The sequence below is a fragment of the uncultured Anaerofustis sp. genome (genome assembly GCF_938029165.1).
Classification (GTDB): domain Bacteria; phylum Bacillota; class Clostridia; order Eubacteriales; family Anaerofustaceae; genus Anaerofustis.
Map to the genome: position 1 here is coordinate 54,611 of NZ_CALHFB010000030.1, position 24,612 is coordinate 79,222.

Sequence of the window (24,612 nt, forward strand, 5' to 3'; positions counted from 1 at the left end):
ATGAATGATAAATTACTTATATTTGATTTTGACGGAACACTTGTAGACTCACTTCCGCTATGGCAAAAAGTAGATGAGATTTTCTTTAATAAGAGAAGAGGTATAAACTATTCAAGCGAGGATATTGATTTCAGACCCATGAGCATTGAAGAAGCTGCTATAGAAGCAAAAAACTTTTATGGAATAAAAGATAGCATAGAAAGTATAATGAATGAATGGATAGAAATTGTAGACGGACTATATCTTACGGAAAATATTCTTAGGATCGGTGCCAAAGAACTGATTTTAAGGGCTAAGGAAAAAAGTTATAAATTAGCTGTAGGTACCAACAATACTATAAGACTTGTTGACGGGTTCCTTGAAAAGGAAGGAATAAGGAAATACTTCGATTTGATTTTGACAGCAAATGATGTTGAGAACAGCAAACCTGCTCCCGATATTTTTTTAGGCATTGCGGACAAATTAAAGGTAGAACCTAAAAATTCTATAGTAATAGAAGATTCCCTTTCGGGGACAACAGCTGGAAAAGCTGCAAATATGTTTACATATACAATTAAAGAAGATGAAAGCTTGGAGCATAAGGACGAAATACTTAAAATAACCGATAAATACATCAACTCATTAAAAGAAGTAGAATTATTTTAATGTATGAATGTAAAGTAAATGTAAAATAAAAATAATATCTTTGACAAAATATAATGAATATGGTATAGTATTCCAAAATAAGGGAGTAATCGACGCATGGCGTAATAAGGTCAACATCCTGGAATAAAAAAATTCCTGGCTTTATTTGAAACGATGAGACTTATCTGTTATAAAGACGGATAAGTCTCTTTTTTTATCTTCTTTATTTTAAGAAAGGAAATATTATGAGTTTATGGGAACTATTCATCATCGCAGTAGGACTTTCAATGGATGCATTCGCAGTTTCGATTTGTAAAGGTCTTTCAGTAGAAAAAATAACTATAAAACATCCGATAAAAGCAGGATTATATTTCGGAGGATTTCAGGCATTAATGCCACTGATCGGATATTACCTGGGATTTCATTTTAAAGATTTAATAACGAATTTTGACCATTGGATAGCTTTTGTATTATTGGGTTTTATAGGTATTAATATGATTTTGGAATCAAGAAATATTGGCGAAGATTTAAATAATAAGTTTGATTTTAAAACAATGATTACTCTAAGTATTGCTACAAGTATAGATGCTCTTGCAATAGGCATCACCTTTGCATTTCTAAAAGTCGATATTATTCCCGCAGTATTACTCATAGGAACAACAACATTTATTTTATCCATAATAGGAATAAAAATAGGAAATATATTTGGTCTAAAATATAAGCAAAAGGCAGAAATGTTTGGAGGTGTGGTATTAATTCTAATGGGATTTAAAATATTACTGGAACATATTGGAATACTTTAAAATTTAAAGTTAATAATTAAATATAGAAAATAGACTTAAGAAGTTAACATATTAAAATATGGAGGATATTTATTAATGAAAGAGTATTTACTTAGCATACTTGACGTACTTAAAAACCTAAATACGACAGAAGACGGATTAACAAGCAGTGAAGCCGAAGAAAGAGAACAGTCCCACGGGAAGAATAAACTTATCGAAGGTAAAAAAATATCTATCTTTAAAAGATTTATCAATCAGCTCTTAGACCCAATGATAATTATTTTGATAATAGCCGCAGTCGTATCGGGAATAACTGCCGCATATGCGGGAGAGTCTTTTGCGGATGTAATTATAATAATGATAGTTGTAATAATAAACGCAGTTCTCGGTGTTGTGCAGGAAAGCAAAGCAGAAAAAGCAATAGATGCACTTAAAGAAATCGCAGCTGCGACTTCCAAGGTTATCAGAGACAATAAGCAAATAACCATTAAAAGTGAAGATTTGGTACCTGGAGATATTATTATCCTAGAAGCAGGAGACGCAGTTCCCGCAGACGGAAGGATAATAGAATGTGCTAGTATGAAAGTCGAAGAATCTGCCCTAACCGGAGAGTCCGTACCTGTAACTAAAACCGAAAATGAAGTGATAGCTCATGCGAACGGTGATGTTCCATTGGGAGACAGAAAGAACATGGTATATATGGGAAGCTCCGTAGTTTACGGAAGGGGTAAAGCCGTAATTACCGCTACCGGTATGGATACCGAAATGGGTAAAATAGCAGATGCCCTTGCAAAAGCAGAGGATAATGCAACTCCTCTACAAAAGAAATTAACACAATTAAGTAAAATACTTAGTATTTTAGTCCTTGGTATTTGTGCTATTATTTTTGCGATAGATATATTCAGAGTTTATCCTAATGTAACAGGCGAAGCAATGCTTGATACATTCATGGTCGCGGTAAGTCTTGCAGTGGCAGCGATACCGGAAGGTCTCGCCGCAGTGGTAACAATAGTCCTCTCCATAGGTGTTACAAATATGTCTAAAAGAAACGCCGTTATCAGAAAACTGACTGCCGTAGAGACCCTTGGATGTGCCTCTGTCATATGTTCGGATAAGACCGGTACACTTACACAAAATAAAATGACTGTAGTGGAACATTACGGAGAAGATGAAAATTTAATAGCTAAAGGAATGGCACTTTGTTCGGATGCAGAACTTGATGAAAATAATTCTGCAATAGGTGAGCCGACAGAGTGTGCATTAGTTAACTTTGCTTATAAATTAAATCTAAATAAAAATCATTTAAAAGAGGAATATCCTCGTATAGGAGAAGCTCCCTTTGATTCTTTAAGAAAAATGATGAGTACCGTCCACAAAACCAAGGAAGGTAAAATCATCCAATTTACAAAAGGAGCGCCGGACGAAGTACTGAAAAGATGTAATAAGGCTTTACTAGATGGAAAAGAAGTTGATATAAATGAAGATATTTTAAATAGTATCCTAACTCAAAACAAAAACATGGCTGACAGGGCTTTAAGAGTTCTTTGTATCGCTATGAGAGTTTGGGATAATGAACCCAATAGTTATGAGGCAAATAATCTTGAACAAAATTTATGCTTTGTCGGACTTACCGGGATGATCGACCCGGTAAGACCTGAAGTAAAAGACGCAATAGTAGAATGCAGGAATGCAGGTATCAAACCTATAATGATTACAGGAGACCATAGAGATACCGCTGTAGCTATTGCCATGGAACTGGGTATTATACAAAATAAAGATGAGGCTATTACAGGCGCGGAACTGGATGAAATATCAGATGAGGAGCTACCTAATAAAATAGAACATTATGCGGTATATGCAAGAGTCCAGCCGGAACATAAAGTAAGAATAGTAAAAGCTTGGAAGGATAAAGGAAAAATAACCGCAATGACGGGAGACGGAGTTAATGATGCTCCTTCCATCAAAAATGCAGATATCGGAGTAGGTATGGGAATTACCGGAACGGATGTCACAAAGAATGTAGCAGATATGGTATTGGCAGATGATAACTTTGCAACCATCGTTTCCGCTGTGGGAGAAGGAAGAAGGATATACGACAATATCAGAAAATCAATTCAATTCCTCCTTGCTTCTAATCTATCGGAAGTTTTATCTATATTCATTGCAACTTTACTTGGATTTACAATATTAAAGCCGGTTCATCTATTATGGATAAATCTTATTACCGACTGCTTCCCTGCTCTTGCGCTTGGAATGGAAAAAGCAGAAAGCGATATAATGAAACGTCCTCCGAGAGATTCAAATGAAGGGATCTTTGCAGGAGGTATGGGGGTTAATATAGCTCTTCAAGGTATAATGGTAACAGTGATTACACTTTTAGCCTACTTTATAGGTCATTATATGGAATCGGGCGTATGGGAAATCGTGAACAGTGCCGACGGAATGACCATGGCATTTTTGACTTTATCCATGGCTGAAATATTCCACTCGTTTAATATGAGATCCCTTGATAAATCCATATTTAATATAAAAGGTCAAAACAAATATTTATTACTTGCAATGCTGGCTTCCCTAATATGCACAACAGCGGTAATATATGTACCTTTCTTATCCAGTGCATTTGGATTTGAACATATTTCGATTATGGAATATGCAGTATCGATACTTCTTGCGGTACTGGTCATTCCTATAGTTGAAATAAGTAAGTTAATAAAGAGAAAATCAAATAAATAATGATAAAAAAGACTTGTTTAAAGAAATTATTTTCTTTTCAAGTCTTTTTTTAATAAATTTTAATACAAATACTATTGATATATTTACTATTATTTTCCATTATTAGGCAAAACCTCAACTATTTTTGTTGTAGCCTAACATAAAAAAATGTATAATAAAATTATATATATCAAAATACATAATTTAAGGGGAAATTAAAATGAAAAAAAGAATAACGGCACTGGTAATTTCTATGCTTCTTGTTTTTGGAGCTTTGACGGGATGTAAGAGTAACGATAATCCTGCAGGAGTTAAGCTCGATCCGAATAATCCTGTCACAATAACCGTTTGGCATTATTATAACGGAGCTCAAAAAGTTGCATTTGACAGCATGATAAAAGAATTTAATGAAACGATTGGACTTGAAGAAGGAATATTTGTTGAAGGACATAACCAAGGAGATGTTACACAGCTCGAAGACAGCGTTATGGCATCAATAAATAAAAAAGTAGGAAGTAAAGAAATTCCTAATATTTTTGCTTCATATGCCGATACCGCTTATGAAATAGAAAAAAAAGGATACTTAGTGGATTTAACTAAATATATGTCTGAAGACGATATTGACTCATATGTAGATTCATATATTGAAGAAGGAAGAATAAGCAGCAATGCAGACGAACTAAAAATCTTCCCCGTGGCAAAAAGCACAGAAATATTTATGTTAAATAAGACAGCTTGGGACAAGTTTTCAAAAGCTACAGGTTCAAAACTTGATGAGCTTAAAACTAAAGAAGGCTTAGTAAATATTTCAAAAAAATATTATGAATGGACCGATTCATTGACTCCTGATGTTAAAAATGACGGAAAAGCATTTTACGGAAGAGACGCAATGGCTAATATGTTTATAATCGGTTCTATGCAAAATGGTGACGAACTTTTTAAAGTCGAAAACCAAAAAGTGACATTAAACATAAATAAAGAAAATATGAAGAAAATTTGGGATTTTTATTACGTTCCATATGTTAAAGGATATTTTTCATCTTACGGAAAATTCCGTTCAGATGATGTAGCCATAGGAGAAATAGCATCGCTGACCGGTTCTACTACATCAGCTAATTATTTCCCTGATAAAGTAGATAATAACGGTAAATCAAGCAAGATTGAAACAATAGTGCTTGAAGACCCTAAATTTAAAGACGGTAAGGACTATGCTGTACAGCAAGGTGCAGGAATGGTAGTAACAAAAGGGACTGAGCAGGAAGAATATGCGTCTGTTGTTTTCTTAAAGTGGTTCACGGAAGAAGAAAGAAATATTGATTTCTGCGGTGACAGCGGATATCTTCCGGTTAAAAAAGACGCTAACAATATAGATACATTTAATAAAGTTATTAAAGAAAATAACATAAACTTAAATGACAAAGTTAAAAAGACTATGGATGTAGCATATGATACACTAAAAAATAATACTCTTTATACAAATAAAGCATTTGACGGCGGAAGAAATGCAAGAAAAGTATTGGAATATAACTTATACGATTTAGCTATTAAAGACAGAAAAGAAGTTGAAAAAGCATTAAAAAATGGTAAAAGTTTAGAAGAAGCGACAAAAAAATACACATCTACTAAAAACTTTGAAAAATGGTATGATTCATTCAGTAAGGCATTAAAGGACAGCGTAAAATAACAAGTTAAAATAAACTTTTGAGGGCATAATGAAGAAGAAAAGATCAATATTCAATCAAATACTATTTCCATTGATAATTCTTATTTTCATACTAGTTTTTGCATTATATATAGCTTTATATATAAGCGGAACACCCAGTATTTTAAATCAGAATTCCGTACAGATATTGAGTCAAACGACGGAAAATAGAAAAATCATATTAGAAAATAATATGGTTCAGCAATGGTCAAATCTAAAAGAAGAACTCAAAGATGTAAATTCTAATTTAGATAAGATACTCAAAAATAACAAAATAAATTTAAATACATTCTTAAAAGATAAATCTTTGCAGAATGAGTTATTTGATTCGTCTTCAAATACCCTCATATCAAACTTAAGAAAAAATACGGTTAACGGTTCATTCATAATAATTGCCGATACGAGAAATAAAAAAAATGTACCCGGTATTTATTTAAGAGATGCAGATCCTGAAAACGATCCTATGGATTATTCAGATATAACCATGGTCAGAGGGAGTTCCACACTATCACATAAATTAAAAATACCCTTTGATATACCATGGGAATCATCTTTTAATATAAGCAGCAATAATGAAACCTTCAGTAATGAATTTTTTTATAAACCTTTTAATGCAGCAAAAGAAAACCCTGAACTTGGATATCAAAATCTAGGCTATTGGTCTAAGCCATTCTACTTGGAAGGTGAAAAAGAAGCAAATAAAAGTTATCAAATGATTACATATTCCGTACCTCTTGTATATAAAGGGCAGGTTTATGGCGTTGCGGGTATAGATATATCCATTTCATATCTTCATTCTATATTGCCGTCTAGAGAACTTGATTTGAAAAATTCTCATCAAAGCGGTTATTTATTGGTATTAAAAGATGAAAACAATAATTGCAGGGTCTTAACGGCGTCCGGAGCAAGCGCTTCACAAGTACAAACCATCAATAATGTATTTTCTCTAAAAAAAGAAGATACTTCAGATAATTTTTATAAGCTTAAAGATATAAAATTACATAATTCAGACGTATATGGGACACTGTCAGATTTAAATTTATACAACACCAATACCCCATTTTCTTCAGATAAGTGGGCATTAATGGCTATAAGTACCGACAATCAATTATTTGGAATCTCTAATAATTTAATGAAAACCGTAACGATAGTCGTTATCCTTTGTTTAATAATAGGTTTGGGAGCAATATATCTGACATCTACATCAATCACTAAACCTATAATACGATTAGCTCAAACCATTAAGGCAAGCGATGAAAATAAACTCAATGAATTCCCTATTTCAAATATAGAAGAAATAGATGAGCTGTATAATGTGATAAGCGATTTGACTCATAAACAAAAAGAGTCGGAAAATCTAATCATCGAAGAAAAAAGCAGATATCAAGCAGCACTTGAAAGCAGTACACAAACAATATTCGAATACGATGCCATGAAAGATATTGTATATGTTTATTATGAATTTAAAAACAAAGAAGATGAAAACAGCAGTTTGGAACCTTCGATTACAATAGAAAACTGTAAAGAAACTCTTAAAAATAAAGATTATATTTATGATGAAGATAAATACATCATAGATAAATATATATTTGATGATTTAGGATACATCCATACCGACTTTAGAGGTAAGCTTGGCAAAGATATTGAAAATTATATCTGGATAGAGCTAAGAGGAAAAGCTATCTATAATAACAATAATGAACTCATTAAAATCATCGGAAGCATGAGAGATATTGATGATGAAAAGAAACAAGAACTAAAAGAAATCGAAAAACAAAGACGAGATCCTTTAACAGGACTATTTAATTGGAATGAAGGAATCAAGTTAATAAAAAATGATTTTCATGTATCCGTTTATGGAACGATTTTAATATTTGATTTGGATTACTTTGAAAACATCAATAATAATTTAGGTATCGTTATCGGAGATGTAATACTTGAAGAAAGCGGTCAAATCTTAAGTTCCGTAATTTCTAATAATGATATTGCAGTAAGGTGCGGAGGAGACGAATTTTTACTTTGGGTTAATAATAAAAATTCCGATGAAGCTTTAACTATAGCAAAAGAGTTTACCAACAACTTTAATAATACTTTTAAAGACTTAAATGTTCAAACAGGATGCAGCACCGGGATATATTATGTAGAAAATACTAAAGAAACAGATGTAAAAGATGCAGTAAACAATGCAATTAAAGCATTAAAATTTGCAAAAAATAAAAAAATGGGCGAAGTGGAAACATATGCAGCTCTTCCTGAAACAGAAAAAAATAACAATATAGATTTAACTAATTCATTTGGAGATATACTTGGTGTCAACTATACAAATGATATAAGCATAGCATCACTTATATTCAATATGTTTGATAAAACAAATGATTTAAGAAAAATAATGCCGCTACTTTTGATGAAAGTCGGAAAATATTTTAAATTAGACAGCATAATAATGACTTTTGCCGAACAGGATTTTTATAGCAGTTACATACCTTTCCAATGGAGCAATGATAATTATAAAATCTCGGAAGAAATAAGACATTACCCTAAAGAAGATTTTATAAAGTTAAGCAGTGAGTTAATGACAAAACCTATTAAATATAATATAGATAATAAACTGCTACCTCCTGAAAGAGATTTCTTTAGAGTAGAAGAGCATACCAGCGGTATTTGTTATCCATTAATAAATGATGAAAATTATATAGGAAGTATATCATTTAATTTAAAGGATGAAACAAAAGATATAGATGAGAAAGATAACAGCAGTTTATACGAAATAGTTAAAATCATTGCTACAAATATCGGGAAATCACGTTCTGACTCGGCAAGTAAAGCTAAGAGTGATTTCTTATCAAGAATGTCACATGAAATCAGGACACCTATGAACGCTATCATTGGAATGACTAATATCGCAATGGAAGAAAACGGGCTTAAGAATAGCACTAAGGATTATCTTGAAAAAATAAGCACTTCTTCAGAATATCTTCTATCCATAATCAATGATATTTTGGATATGTCAAGAATTGAAAGCGGTAAAATGAAACTATCACCTTCCAATTTCAGTTTGACTAACCTTATCGATGAAGTAGAAACTTTGATAAGACCTCAAGCAGAAGATAAAGAACTTAACTTTAATGTTAAGGCTGATGTTAAAGAAGGTATTCTATATGGAGATTATATGAGAATAAATCAAATTCTTATAAATCTTCTCGGAAATGCAATAAAATTTACACAGTCGAAAGGAAATATATTACTTTCGGTAAGTGAAGAAGATTATAATGATAAACAAAGCAAAGTTACATTTATTGTAAAAGACGATGGTATCGGAATAAGCAGAGAAAATAAAGAAAGAGTTTTCCATGCATTTGAACAGGCAGAAGACGATACTTCCATTCATTACGGAGGGACAGGTCTTGGGCTTGCAATATGTAATAACCTCGTAAAATTAATGGGAAGCAATATAGAGCTTGAAAGTGATTTAGGAAAAGGAAGTACATTTAAATTTACATTGCTCCTTGAAAAATCTTCAGTTCATAAACTAGAAAAGAAAGATAATAATAATATAAAATTTGATTTCTCAGGGAAAAAAGTGTTATTGGTCGAAGATAATGAATTGAATATTGAAATCGCAAAAACCATACTTGAAATGAATAAGTTTATAGTGGAAGTTGCTGAAAACGGACAAATCGCTGTAGATAAATTTACAGAGTCTGAGGCCGGATATTATGATTTGATTTTAATGGATATCAGAATGCCGATAATGGACGGTTTAACAGCAACAAAAACTATAAGAAACCTCAATAAAGCTGATGCAATGACAGTACCGATCGTTGCTATGTCCGCAAATGCATTTGATGAAGATATGAAAAAATCAATAGAGAGCGGTATGAACGGACATATTTCAAAACCTATCGATTTAAATAAACTATACTCACTTCTCGGAGATTTACTTTGCAAATAATAAAAAGAAAAAAGACCCTATGCAAAAATAGAGGTCTTTTTATTTTATAAAGACAGGGCACTACACCCGCTTATGCGGATTTCGCGCCCCTGAACATACTATTTTACAATCAAAAAAGACCCTTTTAAAGGGTCTTTATCTTTATTATTTAATTAAAGGCATTCTACAATAAGCTTACCCATTTCTTTAGTTCCAACTTCTTTTGTATCTTCACTTTTTATATCTGCAGTCCTATATCCCCTGTCCAAAACCTGAGCTACCGCATTTTCAATATCATCAGCTTCTTTATTCAAATTAAATGTGTATCTAAGCATCATAGCCATTGAAAGAATAGTTGCAATAGGGTTTGCCATATCTTTACCTGCTATATCAGGAGCAGAACCATGTATAGGCTCATACATCCCAAATGAATTTTCTCCAAGGCTTGCGGAAGGAAGCATACCTATAGAACCTGTGATTTGACTTGCCTCGTCAGATAGTATATCACCAAACATATTTGATGTAACTATAACATCAAATTGCTTAGGGTTTCTTACAAGCTGCATTGCTGCATTATCCACATACATGTGGGTAAGTTCCACTTCGGGATAATCTTTAGCCATATCGGTAATTACTTTTCTCCAAAGTCTGCTGCTTTCAAGGACGTTGGCTTTATCTACACTGCAAAGCTTCTTATCTCTAGCCATAGCAGTATCAAAAGCAATTTTGCCTATCCTTCTTATTTCCATTTCGGAATAGCTTTCGGTGTCGAATGCTTCGTTTCCGTACTTGCCGTCTCTGTATCCTCTCTCACCGAAATAGATACCCCCGGTTAGTTCTCTAACGATCATTATATCTAAGCTGTCGCCTATGATTTCTTTCTTTATGGGACAAGCTTCACTAAGTGCTTCATGGATGATTGCGGGACGAAGGTTTGCATATAATCCCAGTGCTTCCCTAATTCCGAGAAGAGCTTTTTCCGGTCTTTGGTCTCCCGGAAGATCATCCCACTTCGGACCGCCTACGGCACCGAGTATTACGCTGTCGGAATTCTTGCATACCTCTACTGTTTTATTTGGAAGACATTCTCCCTCATTGTCAATAGCATCCCCGCCCGCTTTTACATATGTAAAATTAAATTTGTGGTCATATTTTTCACCGATTTTATTTAATACTTTTATTGCTTCATCAACTATTTCCGGACCTATTCCGTCCCCCTTGATTACAGCTAAATTAAAATCCATAGACTACTCTCCTATTTTTTCCTTTGTATATTCAACAAGTCCGCCTGCATTCATGATTTTCTGCATAAATTCAGGGAAAGGTTCTGCCTGATAAGTTTTTCCTGTGGTAATATTTGAAATCACACCGCTGTCAAAATCAACTTTCACTTCGTCTCCCGCTTTTATATCATTTGCGGCTTCTTCACATTCGAGGATAGGAAGCCCGATGTTTATTGCATTACGATAGAAAATCCTTGCAAAAGTAGAAGCAATTACACAAGATATTCCTGCACATTTGATTGCAAGAGGTGCATGTTCTCTGCTTGAACCGCAGCCGAAGTTTTTAGTTGCAACCATGATATCACCTTTATTTACTTCTTTTACAAAATTTTCATCTATATCTATCATACAATACTTTGCAAGTTCATCTCCGCTCGATACATTCAAGTATCTTGCGGGAATGATTACATCAGTATCTACATTATCACCATATTTAAATACTTTACCTTTAGCTTCCATTAAAACTCTCCTTTCATGACCTTTTCGGGATCGGCAATATAACCCGCAATCGCAGAAGCTGCCGCTACCGCTGGACTGGATAAGTAAACTTCACTGTCTACATGCCCCATTCTTCCCACGAAGTTTCTGTTCGTTGTGGATATCGCTTTTTCTCCCGCCGCAAGTATTCCCATATGCCCTCCGAGACACGGTCCGCATGTAGGTGTAGAGAATATCGCTCCGGCATTTACGATATCTTCAACATAACCCAGCTTAACACTATCCAAGTAAATCTTTTGAGTAGCAGGGATAACAATAGTTCTGACTTTCTTGTCAACCTGTTTTCCCCTTAAAATATCAGCCGCCATTTTTATATCTTCAAGCCTTCCGTTTGTACATGAACCGATAACAGCCTGGTCTATATAAACCTTTCCCGCTTCATCAACTGTCTTTGTATTTTCAGGTAAATGAGGGAAAGAAACAGTTGGTCTTAGTTTACTTAAATCAATCTCTATAACTTCATCATATTCTGCGTCTTCATCAGCTTCGAATACTTCAAATGTTTTTGTAGAATGTTCTTTTGCATATTCTATTGTCTTATCGTCAACAGGAAAAATACCATTCTTCGCTCCTGCTTCAATAGCCATATTTGCCATGGAAAATCTATCGTCCATTGAAAGATATTTAATCCCGTCTCCGGTAAATTCCATAGATCTGTAAAGAGCTCCGTCTACGCCGATTTTTCCGATGATATGTAAAATAATATCTTTACCGCTTATCCATTTTGCGGGTTTATTTTTAAGAACAAATTTTATTGCGGAAGGAACCTTGAACCATGCTTCTCCTGTAGCCATTCCGATAGCCATATCAGTACTCCCTACCCCTGTAGAAAAAGCACCTAGGGCACCATATGTACAGGTATGAGAATCCGCTCCGATTATTACTTCTCCGGGAACTACGATACCTTTTTCCGGTAAAAGTGCATGTTCTATCCCCATTTGACCTACATCAAAAAAATTTTTAATATTCATATCCCAAGCAAAATTCCTGCAGCTTTTACACTGTTCGGCTGCTTTAATATCTTTATTTGGAGTAAAGTGGTCTAATACGATTGCGACTTTTTCTTCGTTAAATACTTTCTTTGCTCCCGTCTTTTTAAATTCTTTTAGGGCAACGGCAGTTGTTATATCATTACCCATTACTATATCAAGTTTAGCTTCTATAAGCTGCCCTGCTTTAACGCTGTTAAGTCCTGCGTGTTTTGCAAGGATTTTTTGAGTCATAGTCATTCCCATAATATATATCTCCTTATTTTTCTATTCTACAATTTTATTTGCAACACTCACTACAGCATAGAAAGATGATAATGTGATATTGCTCGATACCCCTGCACCATAATACATTTTATGGTCTTTTCCTTCTATTTGTATATAAGATATAGCTCTCGCATTAGTACCATATTCCATAGAATGTTCACGGTAATCCGTTACTTCCATCTCTACGTCAAAGTGATTTTCAAGTGCATGCGTAAATGCATCTATAATACCATTACCGGATCCGTTCACTTCAGCTTCTTTTCCATTATACTCTATAATTGCCTTAACAGAAACATCTTTGTCTTCATCTTTTGTCGTTTCTTTGTATCTTATAAGTTTTATAGGTCTTTCATTGTTTATATATTCTTTCTTAAATATATCAAATATCACTTCGGGAGCTAAATCTCTATGATGTTTATCAGATACTGCTGTGGTAACTTTACTAAAATCTCTTTGGAAAGCTTTTGGAAGATATAATCCATAATTTTGTTCAAGTACAAATGCTACCCCGCCTTTTCCTGACTGCGAATTTATACGAACGATTGGATCGTAAGTCCCTCCAACATCTTTTGGATCGATTGGAAGATAAGGAACTTCCCAAATTTGTTGTTTCCTTTCTTCTCTTTTTGCCATACCTTTTCTTATTGCGTCCTGATGAGAACCGGAGAATGCGGTAAATACAAGGGAACCCACATAAGGATGTCTCGGATGAATTTCCATTCTGGTAAGTCTTTCAAACAAATCACCAAGTTCTCTCATTTTTGTAAAGTCCAGTTTAGGGTCTATCCCCTGTGAATACATATTCATTGCGACTACCATGATATCACAGTTCCCCGTTCTTTCACCGTTACCGAATAAAGTACCTTCTACTCTGTCTGCTCCTGCCATCAATGCAAGTTCGGTAGCGGCAACCCCGGTTCCTCTGTCATTATGAGCATGAAGAGATAAAACAACGTCTTCTCTATGATGAAGTCTTTCCGAGCAGTACTCTATCTGATCGGCATATATATTGGCAGTTGCCATTTCTACCGTCGAAGGAAGGTTTATAATTATTTTGTTTTTTACATGTCCATGCCATACATCTATTACGGCATTACAAATTTCCACCGCATAATCCATTTCCGTTCCGGTATAACTTTCCGGAGAATATTCAAAAGTAAATTCCGTTTCGGGATACTTCTTCATTTCTTCAAGGAATTTCTTTGCACCCTTAACTGCAATTTTTGTTACTTCTTCCTTACTTGCGTTAAATACAACATCTCTTTGGAGAACAGAAGTTGAATTGTAAAGATGTACTATTGCTTTTTTCGCACCTTTGATAGAAGCAAAAGTCCTTTCAATAATTTCATCTCTCGACTGCGTAAGAACTTGTATATTTACATCATCCGGAATCAAATCATCATCAATAAGTTTTCTCACAAATTCAAATTCGGTATCGCTAGCTGCGGGAAAACTTACCTCTATTTCCTTAAATCCGATTTCAACCAATTTATTATAAAATTCTAATTTTTCATCCAAGCTCATTGGTATTTCCAATGCTTGATTTCCGTCTCTTAAGTCTACACTGCACCAAATCGGTGCTTTTTCTATAACCTTAGAAGGCCATTTTCTGTCTTTTTTATCCACGGGTGGATATGGTTTGTACTTTTCAAAGTTTTTCATTTTTTTACCCCTTATGATAATTTATGAACGTACCTTATTTAAAAATAACACACTTCTCGGTAGCCTTTATTTCTTATAATATTTCAACTTATATGTAAAAAAAGGAAATAAAAAACCTTCCGACTCAAATATTTAAATAAGAGACGAAAGGTAATATTTCCGCGGTACCACTCTAATTTATTCTTATAAATAAGAATACACTCATTAAAGATACGGGCAGTGTGCCGATATCCTGTCACTGTAACGGGTGACACCCGATTTAACCTACTCTATACAATTTCAGCAAATCACTCTGAGGCGAGTTCGGATTTCATTAAGCACTGTTTCGCACCAGCCAACAGCTCTCTTTAGCTTATTAGAAAACTTACTATTCCTCTTCTTTGTGTTTTAAAGGTATTAAGTTCATATTGATATTAATCTATCACAAGAAAGATTGATTGTCAATAATATTTAGAGAATTCTCTATAATATATTTATAATCAATATTACTTTATATTATAAAAATAATAATTAAATTTTATTGTTACTTTTTATAATAACGAATAAGTAAACAAACATATATTAATATATAACCATGCCAGTTTGATATTTAGAATTTATAATTACTTTCTATAAATAGTATATAAGAACATAATAGACAAATCATTTGCAGATGAAATTTAATTATAATATAAAAATATTTCATAGTTAAACGTCACTGCTAACAATGAAATATACTAAAAGGTAAGAATATAAAAAATTCAAAAACATTAAAGTTATACCCAAATGTAAATTGACATTATATAATAAAGCGGAGCAAAACATAATTTAAAACAATTTCTAATGTAATATTAAATTTATTTATTCAATTTGTAATATACAATAAAATAATTGATACAAAAAAAGATCCAATAATGGACCTTTTAAATCTCTTTTTTGGAAAAAGAAGTTTTTACTTGGACATTAGAGATTTTTCCAAGCCTTCCCGTGAAAGCATTGATCATATCGACTTCTCCTACAACCGCTATTGAAATTATCGATACATCTTCATCGGGCAATGGAACGCCCATTCTTCCTTTAATAATATCCTTATAACTTCCTATAACTTCATTTACTTCTTTTTGCACAGACGTAGGGTCGTCCAAAACCATACTTACTACCGCTATTCTCATTTTCTCTCCTTATTTACATTTATTTATAAATTCTTTTATTATTTTTACACTTGTTTCTTCTTTTTTATAGTTAAATTCGGGGTGCCACTGGACGGCTAAAACAAATTTTTTATCTTTCATATAAGCCCCTTCAATAACTTTATCTTCAGAAACAGCCATTACTTTAAGTCTATTTGAAAGTTCTTTAACTGCCTGATGATGACAGCTGTTGACGTCAATTTTATCTTTATTTAATATATCATATAAAGGGGTATCCTTAATAATATCTACTTTATGAAAACTTTTATCATATGGAGGTTTCTGTTTATGAAGGATACCGAGCTCATTTCCCAAATCCTGATATAAATTTCCTCCAAGAAGCACATTTATGATTTGAAGCCCTCTGCATATCCCAAGTATCGGTTTGTCTTTTTCTATAACTTTATTAAAAAGTATTTTTTCCATTTCGTCCCTTTTTATACAGATGTTTTGACAGTCAGCATTTTTCTTTTCGTTATACAGCCTAGGATTGACGTCATGCCCGCCTGAAAATAAAAAACCGTCGCATATATCTATAAGCTCACCTATTGTTTTATCGTTAGTCGTAAGGGGCAGCATGATAGGAACTGCACCATTATCCTCTAGACAAGTCATATAACCGGGAAGCATCCAATAACTGTCTTTATATTCATCATATAAGGGAACTATTCCAATAATGGGATTTTTCATATGTACCTCCAAAATATAATTTATAATATCAAAAAATATGTAAATAGTAAATAAACTAATAATTTATTATAATAAAAAAGGACTTTAAAGTCCCTTTTCATTATGTACTTAACTTATTCTTTTCATATATGAATTTTTCAACGAAATGTGTAAAAATTATTAAATAAGCCATTGATAAACTAAATCCCGCCAAAACATCGCTGGAAAAATGTACGCCTAAATATATCCTGCTTACCCCAATCAGCACTATCAAGGTAATAATCGCAACCGTCGCTATCCATTTCAATACATCGGTATAATCCGTCTTCCAAAGAAGATAGAGAAAAAATCCATAAAACGCCAAGGATACCATGGAATGACCGCTTGGAAAACTAAATCCGCTGGCTTCCGCAAGTCTAAACACGGTAGGTCTTGGTCTTTCAAATAAAAATTTAAATATTTGATTTATCATAACTATATTTATTAAGTTTACTGTCGAAAGGATTATTTTCCTTTTATTCTTAAATAACAATAATGTAAATATCCATAAAGGCAGGATCACTTCACCGGATCCAAACCTGGTTATAAACCTGAATATCCTTGTCATTTTATATGATATAAATCCTGCTACGGTGTAATATATTTTATTATCCAGGAAGATGAGTTCATTTTCAGTAAGCTCTATGGAAATATGTATGAAAATAAATAAGCATACAGCACATATGACCCATTTAAAGTATTTATGATAATAATTATTGATACTCTTTACTTCCATAATATTTCTCCTTTTAAATATTTTACACTTATATAATTAATTGAACCTTAAAATACGTATCTTCGTATATATTTATAATTTTATTTTATATGTTGTAAGCTCCAAACTCAAAAGAAATATGTAAAATAATAAAATTATTTCAACATCAAATAAAAGAAACATATTTAAGATACAAAAACGTATAAATAAACATAAGGAGGGAGAAATGAAAAAATATCTTTATGTTATTTTATCGAGTATTATTGTAATCGGAATTTTATTTGGTATGTGCTTTTATCTTTTGGTAACTACTTCATACGTGGATAGTTCATTATATATATTAGACGGGAAAACTATATGTATAGACCCGGGACACGGAGGACAAGATCCCGGAAAAGTAGGCACAGAAGTAAACGAAGACAAAATAAATTTAGCCATTGCTGAAGAATTACGAAGTATTTTAATGACAATGGGTGCAAATGTAGTTATGACAAGGGACAGCGACAACGGACTTTTTGAAGACGGAAGTATGACTTGGACAAAAAAAGGCGATATGAAAATGAGAAGAGATATCATAAAAGAGTCCAAGTGCGACATAATGATAAGCATACATATGAATGCACACAGTGATAACAGCAGAGGTGCACAGGTATTCTATTTAAAAGATCATGAAAAAAGTGAAAATCTTGCTAAACATATCAAAGAAGAACTCGACAATACATCAAAATATTCCAAACACAGACAAATAAAACCAAGAGATGACTTATATATTCTTAAAAATGATAATACACCAAGCGTAATAGTAGAATGCGGATTTTTAAGTGAACCAAACGAAGAAAAACTATTAAATGACCATGACTATCAAGTTCAGTTAGCAAAATATATTTCTCTCGGAGCCGTAAAATATTTTTATGATATAAAATAAAGAGCATATCAATGCTCTTTTTTATTTATTTTTGATGTATATTTAATCTTCGGACCTACTATAAACGCTATAACGGACTTTATAATATCACCGGGAATATAAGGAAAGCAACCTATTATAAAAGCACTTATGATACTTATATTACTTTGAAATGCGAGCCATAAGCTTCCTATGATATAACAAATGATATTTCCAAGTATAAATCCTAAAATAATAAAACCTTTATTATCATAATATTTATCTATAAAATATCCCGTTACCAAAGTTAAAAATATAAATCCAACCAAATAACCTCCAGTAGGACCCAACAGTCTGTTTATGCCGCCCATAAATCCGGAAAACACAGGAAGCCCTATGGAACCGATCAAAATATATAATAATGTAGATATCAAAGCATATTTATATTCAAGAGCATAAACAGCAAAATAAATCCCGATTTGAGTTAAAGATATAGGTACCGGACTTAGAGAAATGGGTATGGATATTGGACCTAGTATACACATTACCGCTGTACATAATGCTATCTTCGTTAGGCTCTCTGTTTTTAAATACACCTTTCTTTTCACTTTGATACGAATTAACCTTTCATATAATATTTATTAGTCATTATATATCAAAAACAAACTTTTTCATAATAATAAAAAAAACAACTTATAAAAAGCTATTTTTATTTATTTAATAAATAATTTGCAGTATTTTCATCCGTTATAAGACTATTGATATATTTATTTTTCAAAGCTAAATATATAGCAAACATTTTATTTTCGCCTCCTGCAACAGCTGCTCTAATAGGAACTTTTTTAAAACATTTTGGACTTATACCTACGATCCTGTCTAGTATTTCCAGGTTTTCTTCCACTCCCTCTCGATTTAAAAATAATGAAGAGACTATATCACAGCAAATATCTCTGTCTTTAAGTTCTTTAAGATCTTCATCTTTAAAATATCCGGATTTATGTATCGTAGCATTTTCGTCTGCCGGATTACCTAAAGAAGTTATTACGCAGTCAAGCTTTCTGTACATATCAAAAACTTCTTTTATTGAACCTTCATTTATTATTATCTCTTTAAACTTTTTATTATCCACTATGGAAGGAGCAAGCAGCACCATAGACTTACTGCCGTATACTTCGCTTATCATAGCTGTTATTTGATTTGAGTGCATCTCAATAGATACATTTCCGTATCCTCCGAGAAGAGATACAAATGTTTTCTCGGGGTATTTGATATCACTTTCGATATTCAGATTACTTAAAGTTTTTCCCCAGCCTATACCTATATTATTATTATTTCTAACCAGCTCATCCAATACTTCACCCGCACCGTCGGCAAGAGAGCGGACGAGTTTTTTTGTTTCTTTGAAAAAAGGAACTATTTTAAAATCGGCATAAGGATATTTTTTCTTAAGTGCATCTTCCAAATTACTGAGGGGAGTAAATTCTTTTATCTTGATTTCTACTATACCTTCTTCTATGCATCTTTTTAAAGCTCTGGAAATCCCTATTCTTGAAATGCCTAAATTATCTCCTATTTGTTTTTGAGTAAGACCTTCCAAATAGTACATTTTCGCTATTTTTGATAGTGTATTATTATCCAGCATAATTTTCTCCTGAATTTAATAAAAATTAGTTGACATCTTTATTTTTTTATTATATAATACGGTTGAAATTGAACATATGAACTTATACGATGTTCATATGAACATGAATAAATAATAACATTACTATTTATGTTTGTCAAGTTAAATAACACTTTCAAAGTATTTAGGAGGAAAATAATGGAAGGTAAAATGAAAGCTGGTAGACTTCATGCTATCAATGATATAAGATGTGATGAAGTAGATATACCACAAATAAAGGATGACGAAGTACTACTTAAGGTTTACTGTGCGGGGATATGCGGTTCCGACTTAGGAAGAGTATTTTCAACAGGTACATATTCTTTCCCAACTACACTAGGTCATGAATTCGGCGGAGAAATCGTTGAAATAGGCAAGGGCGTTAAAGATCTTGATTTAAGAGAAGAACTTAAAGTAGGTCAAAGAGTAGATGTTAACCCGATGACAGGCTGCGGAAAATGTAAAGACTGTTTAAACGGAAACATCAATTTATGTGATACATACGGTTACACCGGTTCAAGAAGCGACGGAGGTTTCGGACAATACGTTGCAGTTAAAGCAACACAGTGTTATGTATGTCCAGATGACTTCAGCTGGGATATGATTTGTCAAATCGACCCTGCTGTTATCTCTCTACATGGTGCTCTTAGAGCAGGTATAAAGGTAAATGACGCAGTAGTAGTATTCGGTACCGGTCCTGTTGGATACTATATGGTACAATGGGCAAATATCTGCGGAGCAAGAATGGTAATAGCAGTAGATATCAAAGACGAAAAACTTGACTTAATCAAAAAAGTAGGTGCTACATATACAATCAACTCAATGGGAATGACAAATGAAGAAGTTGTTGCCAAAATCAAAGAATATGCGGGAGAAGAAGGTCCTGAAGTATGTATAGAAGCTGCAGGCTCTCCTATAACATTCAATCAAGCTCTACAATGCTTAAAGAAACATGGTACATTCACATGTATCGGAACACCTCACGGAGATGTAAATATATTGGATAAATCTTATGATAAATGTATCCTAAGAAAAGAACTTACAATAAAAGGTTCTTGGTGCTATAACTTCACACCAGAATACGAAGAATTCTGTGCAACAATCGATGCAGCTAAAAAAGGTTTATTGGACTTAACATCTATTATCTCTCACAGATTCAGCGTAGATGAAGTAAAGGACGCTTTTGATTTAATAGAAAGAAAAGAATTCTTTAATAAGATAGTAATCACACAAGACGGTTACGAACCGGGCAAATAGTTATTAATTAAAATTAAATATAATAAATTCAAGGAGAAAATTAAAATGATAACAAAATATGAATTAGCAAGAGCAAACGACCACTCTTTATTAAAACCACAATTAACTTATGATGAAGTAAGAAAAGGTATCCAATTCGCTAAAGAATGGAAATGCAGAACTGTATGTGTTACTCCAAGCAGAGTAAAAATGGCTTATGAAATCCTTAAAGGTTCTGAAACAGCAGTATGTGCATGTGTTGGTTTCCCTAACGGTGCGGAATTAACTGAATCAAAAGTTGCAGATACTCAAAGAGTATACAACATGGGTGCTACAGAAGTTGATATCGTACTAAACGTTTCAGCTATGAAATCAGGAGACTACGACACAGTTTATAATGACGTATATGAAGTAGTAAACGCTTCTCCTGCTAACATCAAAGTTATCTTGGAAAACTGCTTACTTACAAAAGAAGAAATCGCAAAAGCTTCAAGAATTTGTTCTGACGCAGGTGCAGGTTTCGTTAAAACATCAACAGGATTCTCTTCAGGCGGAGCAACACTTGAAGACGTAGCTATAATGAAAGAAAACATCGATACAACAAGAGTACAAATCAAAGCAGCAGGCGGTATCGCTAACATTGCTGACGCAGAAGCATTCCTAAACGCAGGCTGTTCAAGACTTGGTATTTCAAAAACACAAGCTATGTTTGATGAAATCGACGCAGCTAGTAAATAATTAAATTAATATGAAACCAAATAAAAAAGAACCTAAGATAAGGTTCTTTTTTATTACTTTAAACCGGTATATCTTTCTTTTCTCCTATATTTAATTTAGTTAAATTATAATTATTAATAAACTTCTTAAATATTTTTTGTAAGATAAACATCAAAACAACAATTAAAGCTCCTCCGACCAAACAAAAGAGGCGATTTTCTATGGCTTCAGATACGTCCAATAGTACCAACGAGGCATTGATTGCGCAAACAGCATTTACGATTTGTTTATATTTATATTCTGAAGTAAAAAAGCTGATATATCCTAAAAATAAAACCATGGGAAAAGCATACCTTGCAGGAATTAAAATTTTAAACAATAATATAAATACTAATACTCCAATTACATTCCCAAACATTCGATGTCTGATCCTTTCTGACATTTCATTAAAATGAAGCTGAGTTAAAGACATGACGACTATACTTATCCATAGCGGCTTTTTTATATGAAAAATCATACCTATAAACATTGCTACTGCAATCCCGAGAGACATTCTTAGCATATATCCCTTTTTCTTCCTGCAAAGCAAAATTTGTTCTTTTAAATTTCGCCCATCGTCTCCTTTATTATCCGATTTCCATTTTATCATTGTTATTATCCCAACAACTAAGCCCCCTGCCAAAGCTCCCAGTAATCTTTTAGGGAACATTTCCATTGAAACGGGAGTTGCCTGTGAAAATATAAAACATAACAGAAAGCTGATAGCAGGTTTAAACTCATTGGGTTCGCATATTAAATTCATTATCAAATATACAAATAAAAAGTTTATAATGATTGCAATCCACGGTGAGCTCAACGCTGACTGTGCCGCTAATACGCTTCCCGCATAAAGTATTACTATAATGCCTCCCATTGTTTTCCTTTTTATACCTATATATCCATCGGGAAACATTGTAAGTCCTACACCAATAGCAACTCCCGGTAAAATATTTTCGGCTCCGAATAGTATCTGAAATATCATTATAAATCCTAAATTAAATATAAATCTAAATGCATTCTCCAACGCTGTCTTTCCTATATGGATCGTCTTAAGCTTTATTTTACTCAATAAAATTCCTCCTTTTTTATCTTGCATAACTATATAAAATATTGTAGACTATTTTAAAGTACATAAATATATATAGTACATAAACATGTACTATATATTATAAAGCTATTATAACTATTTTTCAATACTAAAGGTTAGGAAATGATTAAAGAAATGAACTTTACCAGAAAACTGCTAAAATTACTGCCATATTGGCACTATAAAATAGATAAACCCTTTAAATTATTTATAAAAGATAAAATGAGCCTTGAAACATATTATTGTCTTCAAATACTTTTAGAAAATGGTCCAATGACCATGTCTCAAATATGTAACAAATTAAATATCAGTAAACAACGTGCCACTACACTGATAGAAAAATTATATGAACATAAATTTGTTGAAAGGAAAACAAATGAAAGAGACAGGAGATATATTGATATTTTTGTATCTAAAACCGGAAAGGATTATATAGAAAAAAATATCTATAATAATAAAGAATTTATAAATTCACTAGAAAAAGGATTAACTAAAGAAGATTTGATTAAACTTGAAGGATCAATCAATACACTTCTTGAAGTCCTAACTAAAATAAAATAAAAAGAAGGATAATATCCTTCTTTTTATTTATAATGAAAACAAATCATTTAAAGCTTCGCTCATAGTAGGATGAGTGAACACTTGATTTTTAAGTGTCGTATAATCAGCACCCAAATCCATTGCCAGCTTTACTATATTTATCATTTCATATGACTCCTCGCAGAGCAGCATTGTACCGAGTATCTTATTTGTTTTCTTATCTATTATAGCTTTTAAGACACCATATGGCTTCTTAAGTACCTGTGCCTTGGGTATTGACCCTACCGGTAATTTTAGTACTCTTATATCATAACCTTGTTCTAAGGCTTCTCTTTCATTCAAACCTACTCTTGACAGCGGAGTATTCATAAATACACTATAAGGAACATTTTCTCTTTTGCTTAAGTTATATTTATTTTCATTTTCAAGTCCGCTTACAATTATTCTGTAATCATCCAAAGAAACATAGGTAAACTGAAGCCCTCCGTTAACATCTCCCATTGCCCAAATATTTTCATTTGAAGTCCTTAAATTATCATCTACGACTATCCCGTCGCGTCTGTTCATTTCAACACCCGCAGCTTCCAAATTCAATTCATCGGTATTTGCTCTTCTTCCCGTAGCAACTAATATAGCATCCGCCTTATCATTAAATTCTTTTCCTTTTTGGCTATAGGAAACAATACCGTCTTCACTGAATTTTTTAATTTTAGCACCAAGTTTTATTTCAATACCTTGATTTTCGAGCAATGATTTTATTTCGTTAGCAATATCTTCGTCTTCTCTCGGAATAAATTTATCACCGTCTTGAATAACAGTTACACTACTTCCAAAGTTCGCATACATAGAAGCAAATTCAAGACCGATATATCCTCCCCCTATTATAATTAGCCTCTTTGGTAAAGTATCGAGGTCCATTAAGGTATCACTAAAATATACATATGGATTATTTTCGACCCCTTCTATCTTTGGAACTACAGATGTCGAACCAGTATTTATATATATTTTATCTGCACTTAATAATTCTTCACCGTCTTCATATGTGATTTTAATCACATTTTTATCTTCAAAACTTGCTTTTGCATTGATAACATCAACATTATCCAAATCATTTAATTTAGCATAATTTTTGCCTCTAAGCATTTCGGTTAAGTTTCTTTTTTCCAAAATCGCTTTATGGTATAAGTCACATTTTTCTTCAAATGAAATATCTCCCATTTGTGCTGTCTTTGAAGCATTTTTAACAAGTGATTTAGAAGGAATACATCCCACGTTTATACAAGTCCCGCCATACATTTTATTTGACTTTTCTATTATAGCAACCTTTTCACCTTTCTTTGCCAAATATCCTGCTAAAGTTTTTCCGCCCTTACCAAATCCTATAATTGTATCATCATATTTTTTCATT

General features: G+C 32.8%; 20 protein-coding genes and 1 other annotated feature. Of the genes, 9 read left to right on the forward strand and 11 right to left on the reverse strand.

What is annotated here, in order from left to right; genetic code table 11:
• From Q0516_RS03235 to Q0516_RS03255, 5 genes are all read left to right on the forward strand, one after another.
• A complete protein-coding gene (locus Q0516_RS03235) occupies positions 1–645 on the forward strand; it encodes an HAD family phosphatase (RefSeq protein WP_294465800.1) in 645 nt (214 codons plus the stop codon).
• Positions 646–869: 224 nt separating this feature from the next.
• Positions 870–1,427: a manganese efflux pump MntP family protein gene (locus tag Q0516_RS03240; RefSeq protein ID WP_257480058.1), complete on the forward strand. Its 558-nt coding sequence runs from the start codon at positions 870–872 to the stop codon at positions 1,425–1,427.
• Between the two features lie 75 nt (positions 1,428–1,502).
• The gene (locus Q0516_RS03245) at positions 1,503–4,139 is read left to right on the forward strand and encodes a calcium-translocating P-type ATPase, PMCA-type (RefSeq protein ID WP_294465804.1); all 2,637 of its coding nucleotides are present in this window, start codon (positions 1,503–1,505) and stop codon (positions 4,137–4,139) included.
• A gap of 199 nt (positions 4,140–4,338) precedes the next feature.
• Positions 4,339–5,802: an extracellular solute-binding protein gene (locus Q0516_RS03250; RefSeq protein WP_294465808.1), complete on the forward strand. Its 1,464-nt coding sequence runs from the start codon at positions 4,339–4,341 to the stop codon at positions 5,800–5,802.
• A 28-nt stretch (positions 5,803–5,830) separates the two neighbouring features.
• Entirely contained in the window at positions 5,831–9,772 is a 3,942-nt protein-coding gene (locus Q0516_RS03255; protein WP_294465810.1) for an ATP-binding protein, read from the forward strand.
• A 152-nt stretch (positions 9,773–9,924) separates the two neighbouring features.
• Here Q0516_RS03255 and leuB read toward each other — a convergent pair whose 3' ends face one another.
• From leuB to Q0516_RS03290, 7 genes are all read right to left on the reverse strand, one after another.
• The gene (gene leuB, locus Q0516_RS03260) at positions 9,925–10,995 is read right to left on the reverse strand and encodes a 3-isopropylmalate dehydrogenase (protein ID WP_294465813.1); all 1,071 of its coding nucleotides are present in this window, start codon (positions 10,993–10,995) and stop codon (positions 9,925–9,927) included.
• A 3-nt stretch (positions 10,996–10,998) separates the two neighbouring features.
• Complete coding sequence (gene leuD, locus Q0516_RS03265) at positions 10,999–11,493, reverse strand: 3-isopropylmalate dehydratase small subunit (protein WP_257480053.1); 495 nt, start codon at positions 11,491–11,493, stop codon at positions 10,999–11,001.
• Positions 11,493–12,767: a 3-isopropylmalate dehydratase large subunit gene (leuC, locus tag Q0516_RS03270; RefSeq protein WP_294465820.1), complete on the reverse strand. Its 1,275-nt coding sequence runs from the start codon at positions 12,765–12,767 to the stop codon at positions 11,493–11,495. Before leuC ends, leuD begins: the two co-directional genes overlap by 1 nt.
• Positions 12,768–12,788: 21 nt before the next feature.
• Positions 12,789–14,450, reverse strand: a complete 1,662-nt coding sequence (gene leuA, locus Q0516_RS03275) for a 2-isopropylmalate synthase (protein ID WP_294465823.1) — start codon at positions 14,448–14,450, stop codon at positions 12,789–12,791.
• 136 nt (positions 14,451–14,586) lie between these two features.
• Positions 14,587–14,840: a binding site (T-box leader), on the reverse strand.
• Positions 14,841–15,352: 512 nt separating this feature from the next.
• Positions 15,353–15,601, reverse strand: coding sequence for a TM1266 family iron-only hydrogenase system putative regulator (locus tag Q0516_RS03280; RefSeq protein ID WP_294465828.1), 249 nt, complete (start codon positions 15,599–15,601; stop codon positions 15,353–15,355).
• 9 nt (positions 15,602–15,610) lie between these two features.
• Positions 15,611–16,309, reverse strand: coding sequence for a gamma-glutamyl-gamma-aminobutyrate hydrolase family protein (locus Q0516_RS03285; protein WP_294465831.1), 699 nt, complete (start codon positions 16,307–16,309; stop codon positions 15,611–15,613).
• A gap of 100 nt (positions 16,310–16,409) precedes the next feature.
• Positions 16,410–17,063, reverse strand: a complete 654-nt coding sequence (locus Q0516_RS03290) for a phosphatase PAP2 family protein (protein WP_257480049.1) — start codon at positions 17,061–17,063, stop codon at positions 16,410–16,412.
• Positions 17,064–17,268: 205 nt separating this feature from the next.
• On the opposite strand from Q0516_RS03290, the gene Q0516_RS03295 reads away from it, so the two are divergent.
• Positions 17,269–17,967 (forward strand): N-acetylmuramoyl-L-alanine amidase, encoded by a 699-nt coding sequence (locus tag Q0516_RS03295; protein WP_294465839.1) that lies wholly within the window; start codon positions 17,269–17,271, stop codon positions 17,965–17,967.
• Between the two features lie 8 nt (positions 17,968–17,975).
• Here Q0516_RS03295 and Q0516_RS03300 read toward each other — a convergent pair whose 3' ends face one another.
• Both Q0516_RS03300 and Q0516_RS03305 read right to left on the reverse strand, forming a co-directional pair.
• A complete protein-coding gene (locus tag Q0516_RS03300) occupies positions 17,976–18,533 on the reverse strand; it encodes a biotin transporter BioY (protein WP_299237413.1) in 558 nt (185 codons plus the stop codon).
• Between the two features lie 101 nt (positions 18,534–18,634).
• Positions 18,635–19,567, reverse strand: a complete 933-nt coding sequence (locus Q0516_RS03305; protein ID WP_257480046.1) for a sugar-binding transcriptional regulator — start codon at positions 19,565–19,567, stop codon at positions 18,635–18,637.
• Positions 19,568–19,744: 177 nt separating this feature from the next.
• On the opposite strand from Q0516_RS03305, the gene Q0516_RS03310 reads away from it, so the two are divergent.
• Together Q0516_RS03310 and deoC are read left to right on the forward strand one after the other, a co-directional pair.
• Positions 19,745–20,842: a galactitol-1-phosphate 5-dehydrogenase gene (locus Q0516_RS03310; protein WP_257480045.1), complete on the forward strand. Its 1,098-nt coding sequence runs from the start codon at positions 19,745–19,747 to the stop codon at positions 20,840–20,842.
• Between the two features lie 45 nt (positions 20,843–20,887).
• Entirely contained in the window at positions 20,888–21,559 is a 672-nt protein-coding gene (deoC, locus tag Q0516_RS03315; RefSeq protein WP_257480044.1) for a deoxyribose-phosphate aldolase, read from the forward strand.
• Positions 21,560–21,617: 58 nt separating this feature from the next.
• On the opposite strand, the gene Q0516_RS03320 is transcribed toward deoC, so the two are convergent.
• Positions 21,618–22,646, reverse strand: coding sequence for an FUSC family protein (locus tag Q0516_RS03320; RefSeq protein WP_294465848.1), 1,029 nt, complete (start codon positions 22,644–22,646; stop codon positions 21,618–21,620).
• Between the two features lie 141 nt (positions 22,647–22,787).
• Here Q0516_RS03320 and Q0516_RS03325 point away from each other — a divergent pair, with 141 nt between their 5' ends.
• Entirely contained in the window at positions 22,788–23,225 is a 438-nt protein-coding gene (locus Q0516_RS03325; protein WP_294465853.1) for a MarR family transcriptional regulator, read from the forward strand.
• 27 nt (positions 23,226–23,252) lie between these two features.
• Here Q0516_RS03325 and Q0516_RS03330 read toward each other — a convergent pair whose 3' ends face one another.
• On the reverse strand, positions 23,253–24,611 hold the full coding sequence (locus Q0516_RS03330; RefSeq protein ID WP_294465856.1) for an FAD-dependent oxidoreductase: 1,359 nt from the start codon (positions 24,609–24,611) through the stop codon (positions 23,253–23,255).
• Position 24,612: the final 1 nt, after the last annotated feature.

Bases quoted from the DNA above. Each gene is read 5' to 3' on its own strand.
- Q0516_RS03235 (WP_294465800.1), top strand. From the start codon at position 1: ATGAATGATAAATTACTTATATTTGATTTTGACGGAACACTTGTAGAC.
- Q0516_RS03240 (WP_257480058.1), top strand. From the start codon at position 870: ATGAGTTTATGGGAACTATTCATCATCGCAGTAGGACTTTCAATGGAT.
- Q0516_RS03245 (WP_294465804.1), top strand. From the start codon at position 1,503: ATGAAAGAGTATTTACTTAGCATACTTGACGTACTTAAAAACCTAAAT.
- Q0516_RS03250 (WP_294465808.1), top strand. From the start codon at position 4,339: ATGAAAAAAAGAATAACGGCACTGGTAATTTCTATGCTTCTTGTTTTT.
- Q0516_RS03255 (WP_294465810.1), top strand. From the start codon at position 5,831: ATGAAGAAGAAAAGATCAATATTCAATCAAATACTATTTCCATTGATA.
- leuB (WP_294465813.1), bottom strand. From the start codon at position 10,995: ATGGATTTTAATTTAGCTGTAATCAAGGGGGACGGAATAGGTCCGGAA.
- leuD (WP_257480053.1), bottom strand. From the start codon at position 11,493: ATGGAAGCTAAAGGTAAAGTATTTAAATATGGTGATAATGTAGATACT.
- leuC (WP_294465820.1), bottom strand. From the start codon at position 12,767: ATGGGAATGACTATGACTCAAAAAATCCTTGCAAAACACGCAGGACTT.
- leuA (WP_294465823.1), bottom strand. From the start codon at position 14,450: ATGAAAAACTTTGAAAAGTACAAACCATATCCACCCGTGGATAAAAAA.
- Q0516_RS03280 (WP_294465828.1), bottom strand. From the start codon at position 15,601: ATGAGAATAGCGGTAGTAAGTATGGTTTTGGACGACCCTACGTCTGTG.
- Q0516_RS03285 (WP_294465831.1), bottom strand. From the start codon at position 16,309: ATGAAAAATCCCATTATTGGAATAGTTCCCTTATATGATGAATATAAA.
- Q0516_RS03290 (WP_257480049.1), bottom strand. From the start codon at position 17,063: ATGGAAGTAAAGAGTATCAATAATTATTATCATAAATACTTTAAATGG.
- Q0516_RS03295 (WP_294465839.1), top strand. From the start codon at position 17,269: ATGAAAAAATATCTTTATGTTATTTTATCGAGTATTATTGTAATCGGA.
- Q0516_RS03305 (WP_257480046.1), bottom strand. From the start codon at position 19,567: ATGCTGGATAATAATACACTATCAAAAATAGCGAAAATGTACTATTTG.
- Q0516_RS03310 (WP_257480045.1), top strand. From the start codon at position 19,745: ATGGAAGGTAAAATGAAAGCTGGTAGACTTCATGCTATCAATGATATA.
- deoC (WP_257480044.1), top strand. From the start codon at position 20,888: ATGATAACAAAATATGAATTAGCAAGAGCAAACGACCACTCTTTATTA.
- Q0516_RS03325 (WP_294465853.1), top strand. From the start codon at position 22,788: ATGATTAAAGAAATGAACTTTACCAGAAAACTGCTAAAATTACTGCCA.
- Q0516_RS03330 (WP_294465856.1), bottom strand. From the start codon at position 24,611: ATGAAAAAATATGATGATACAATTATAGGATTTGGTAAGGGCGGAAAA.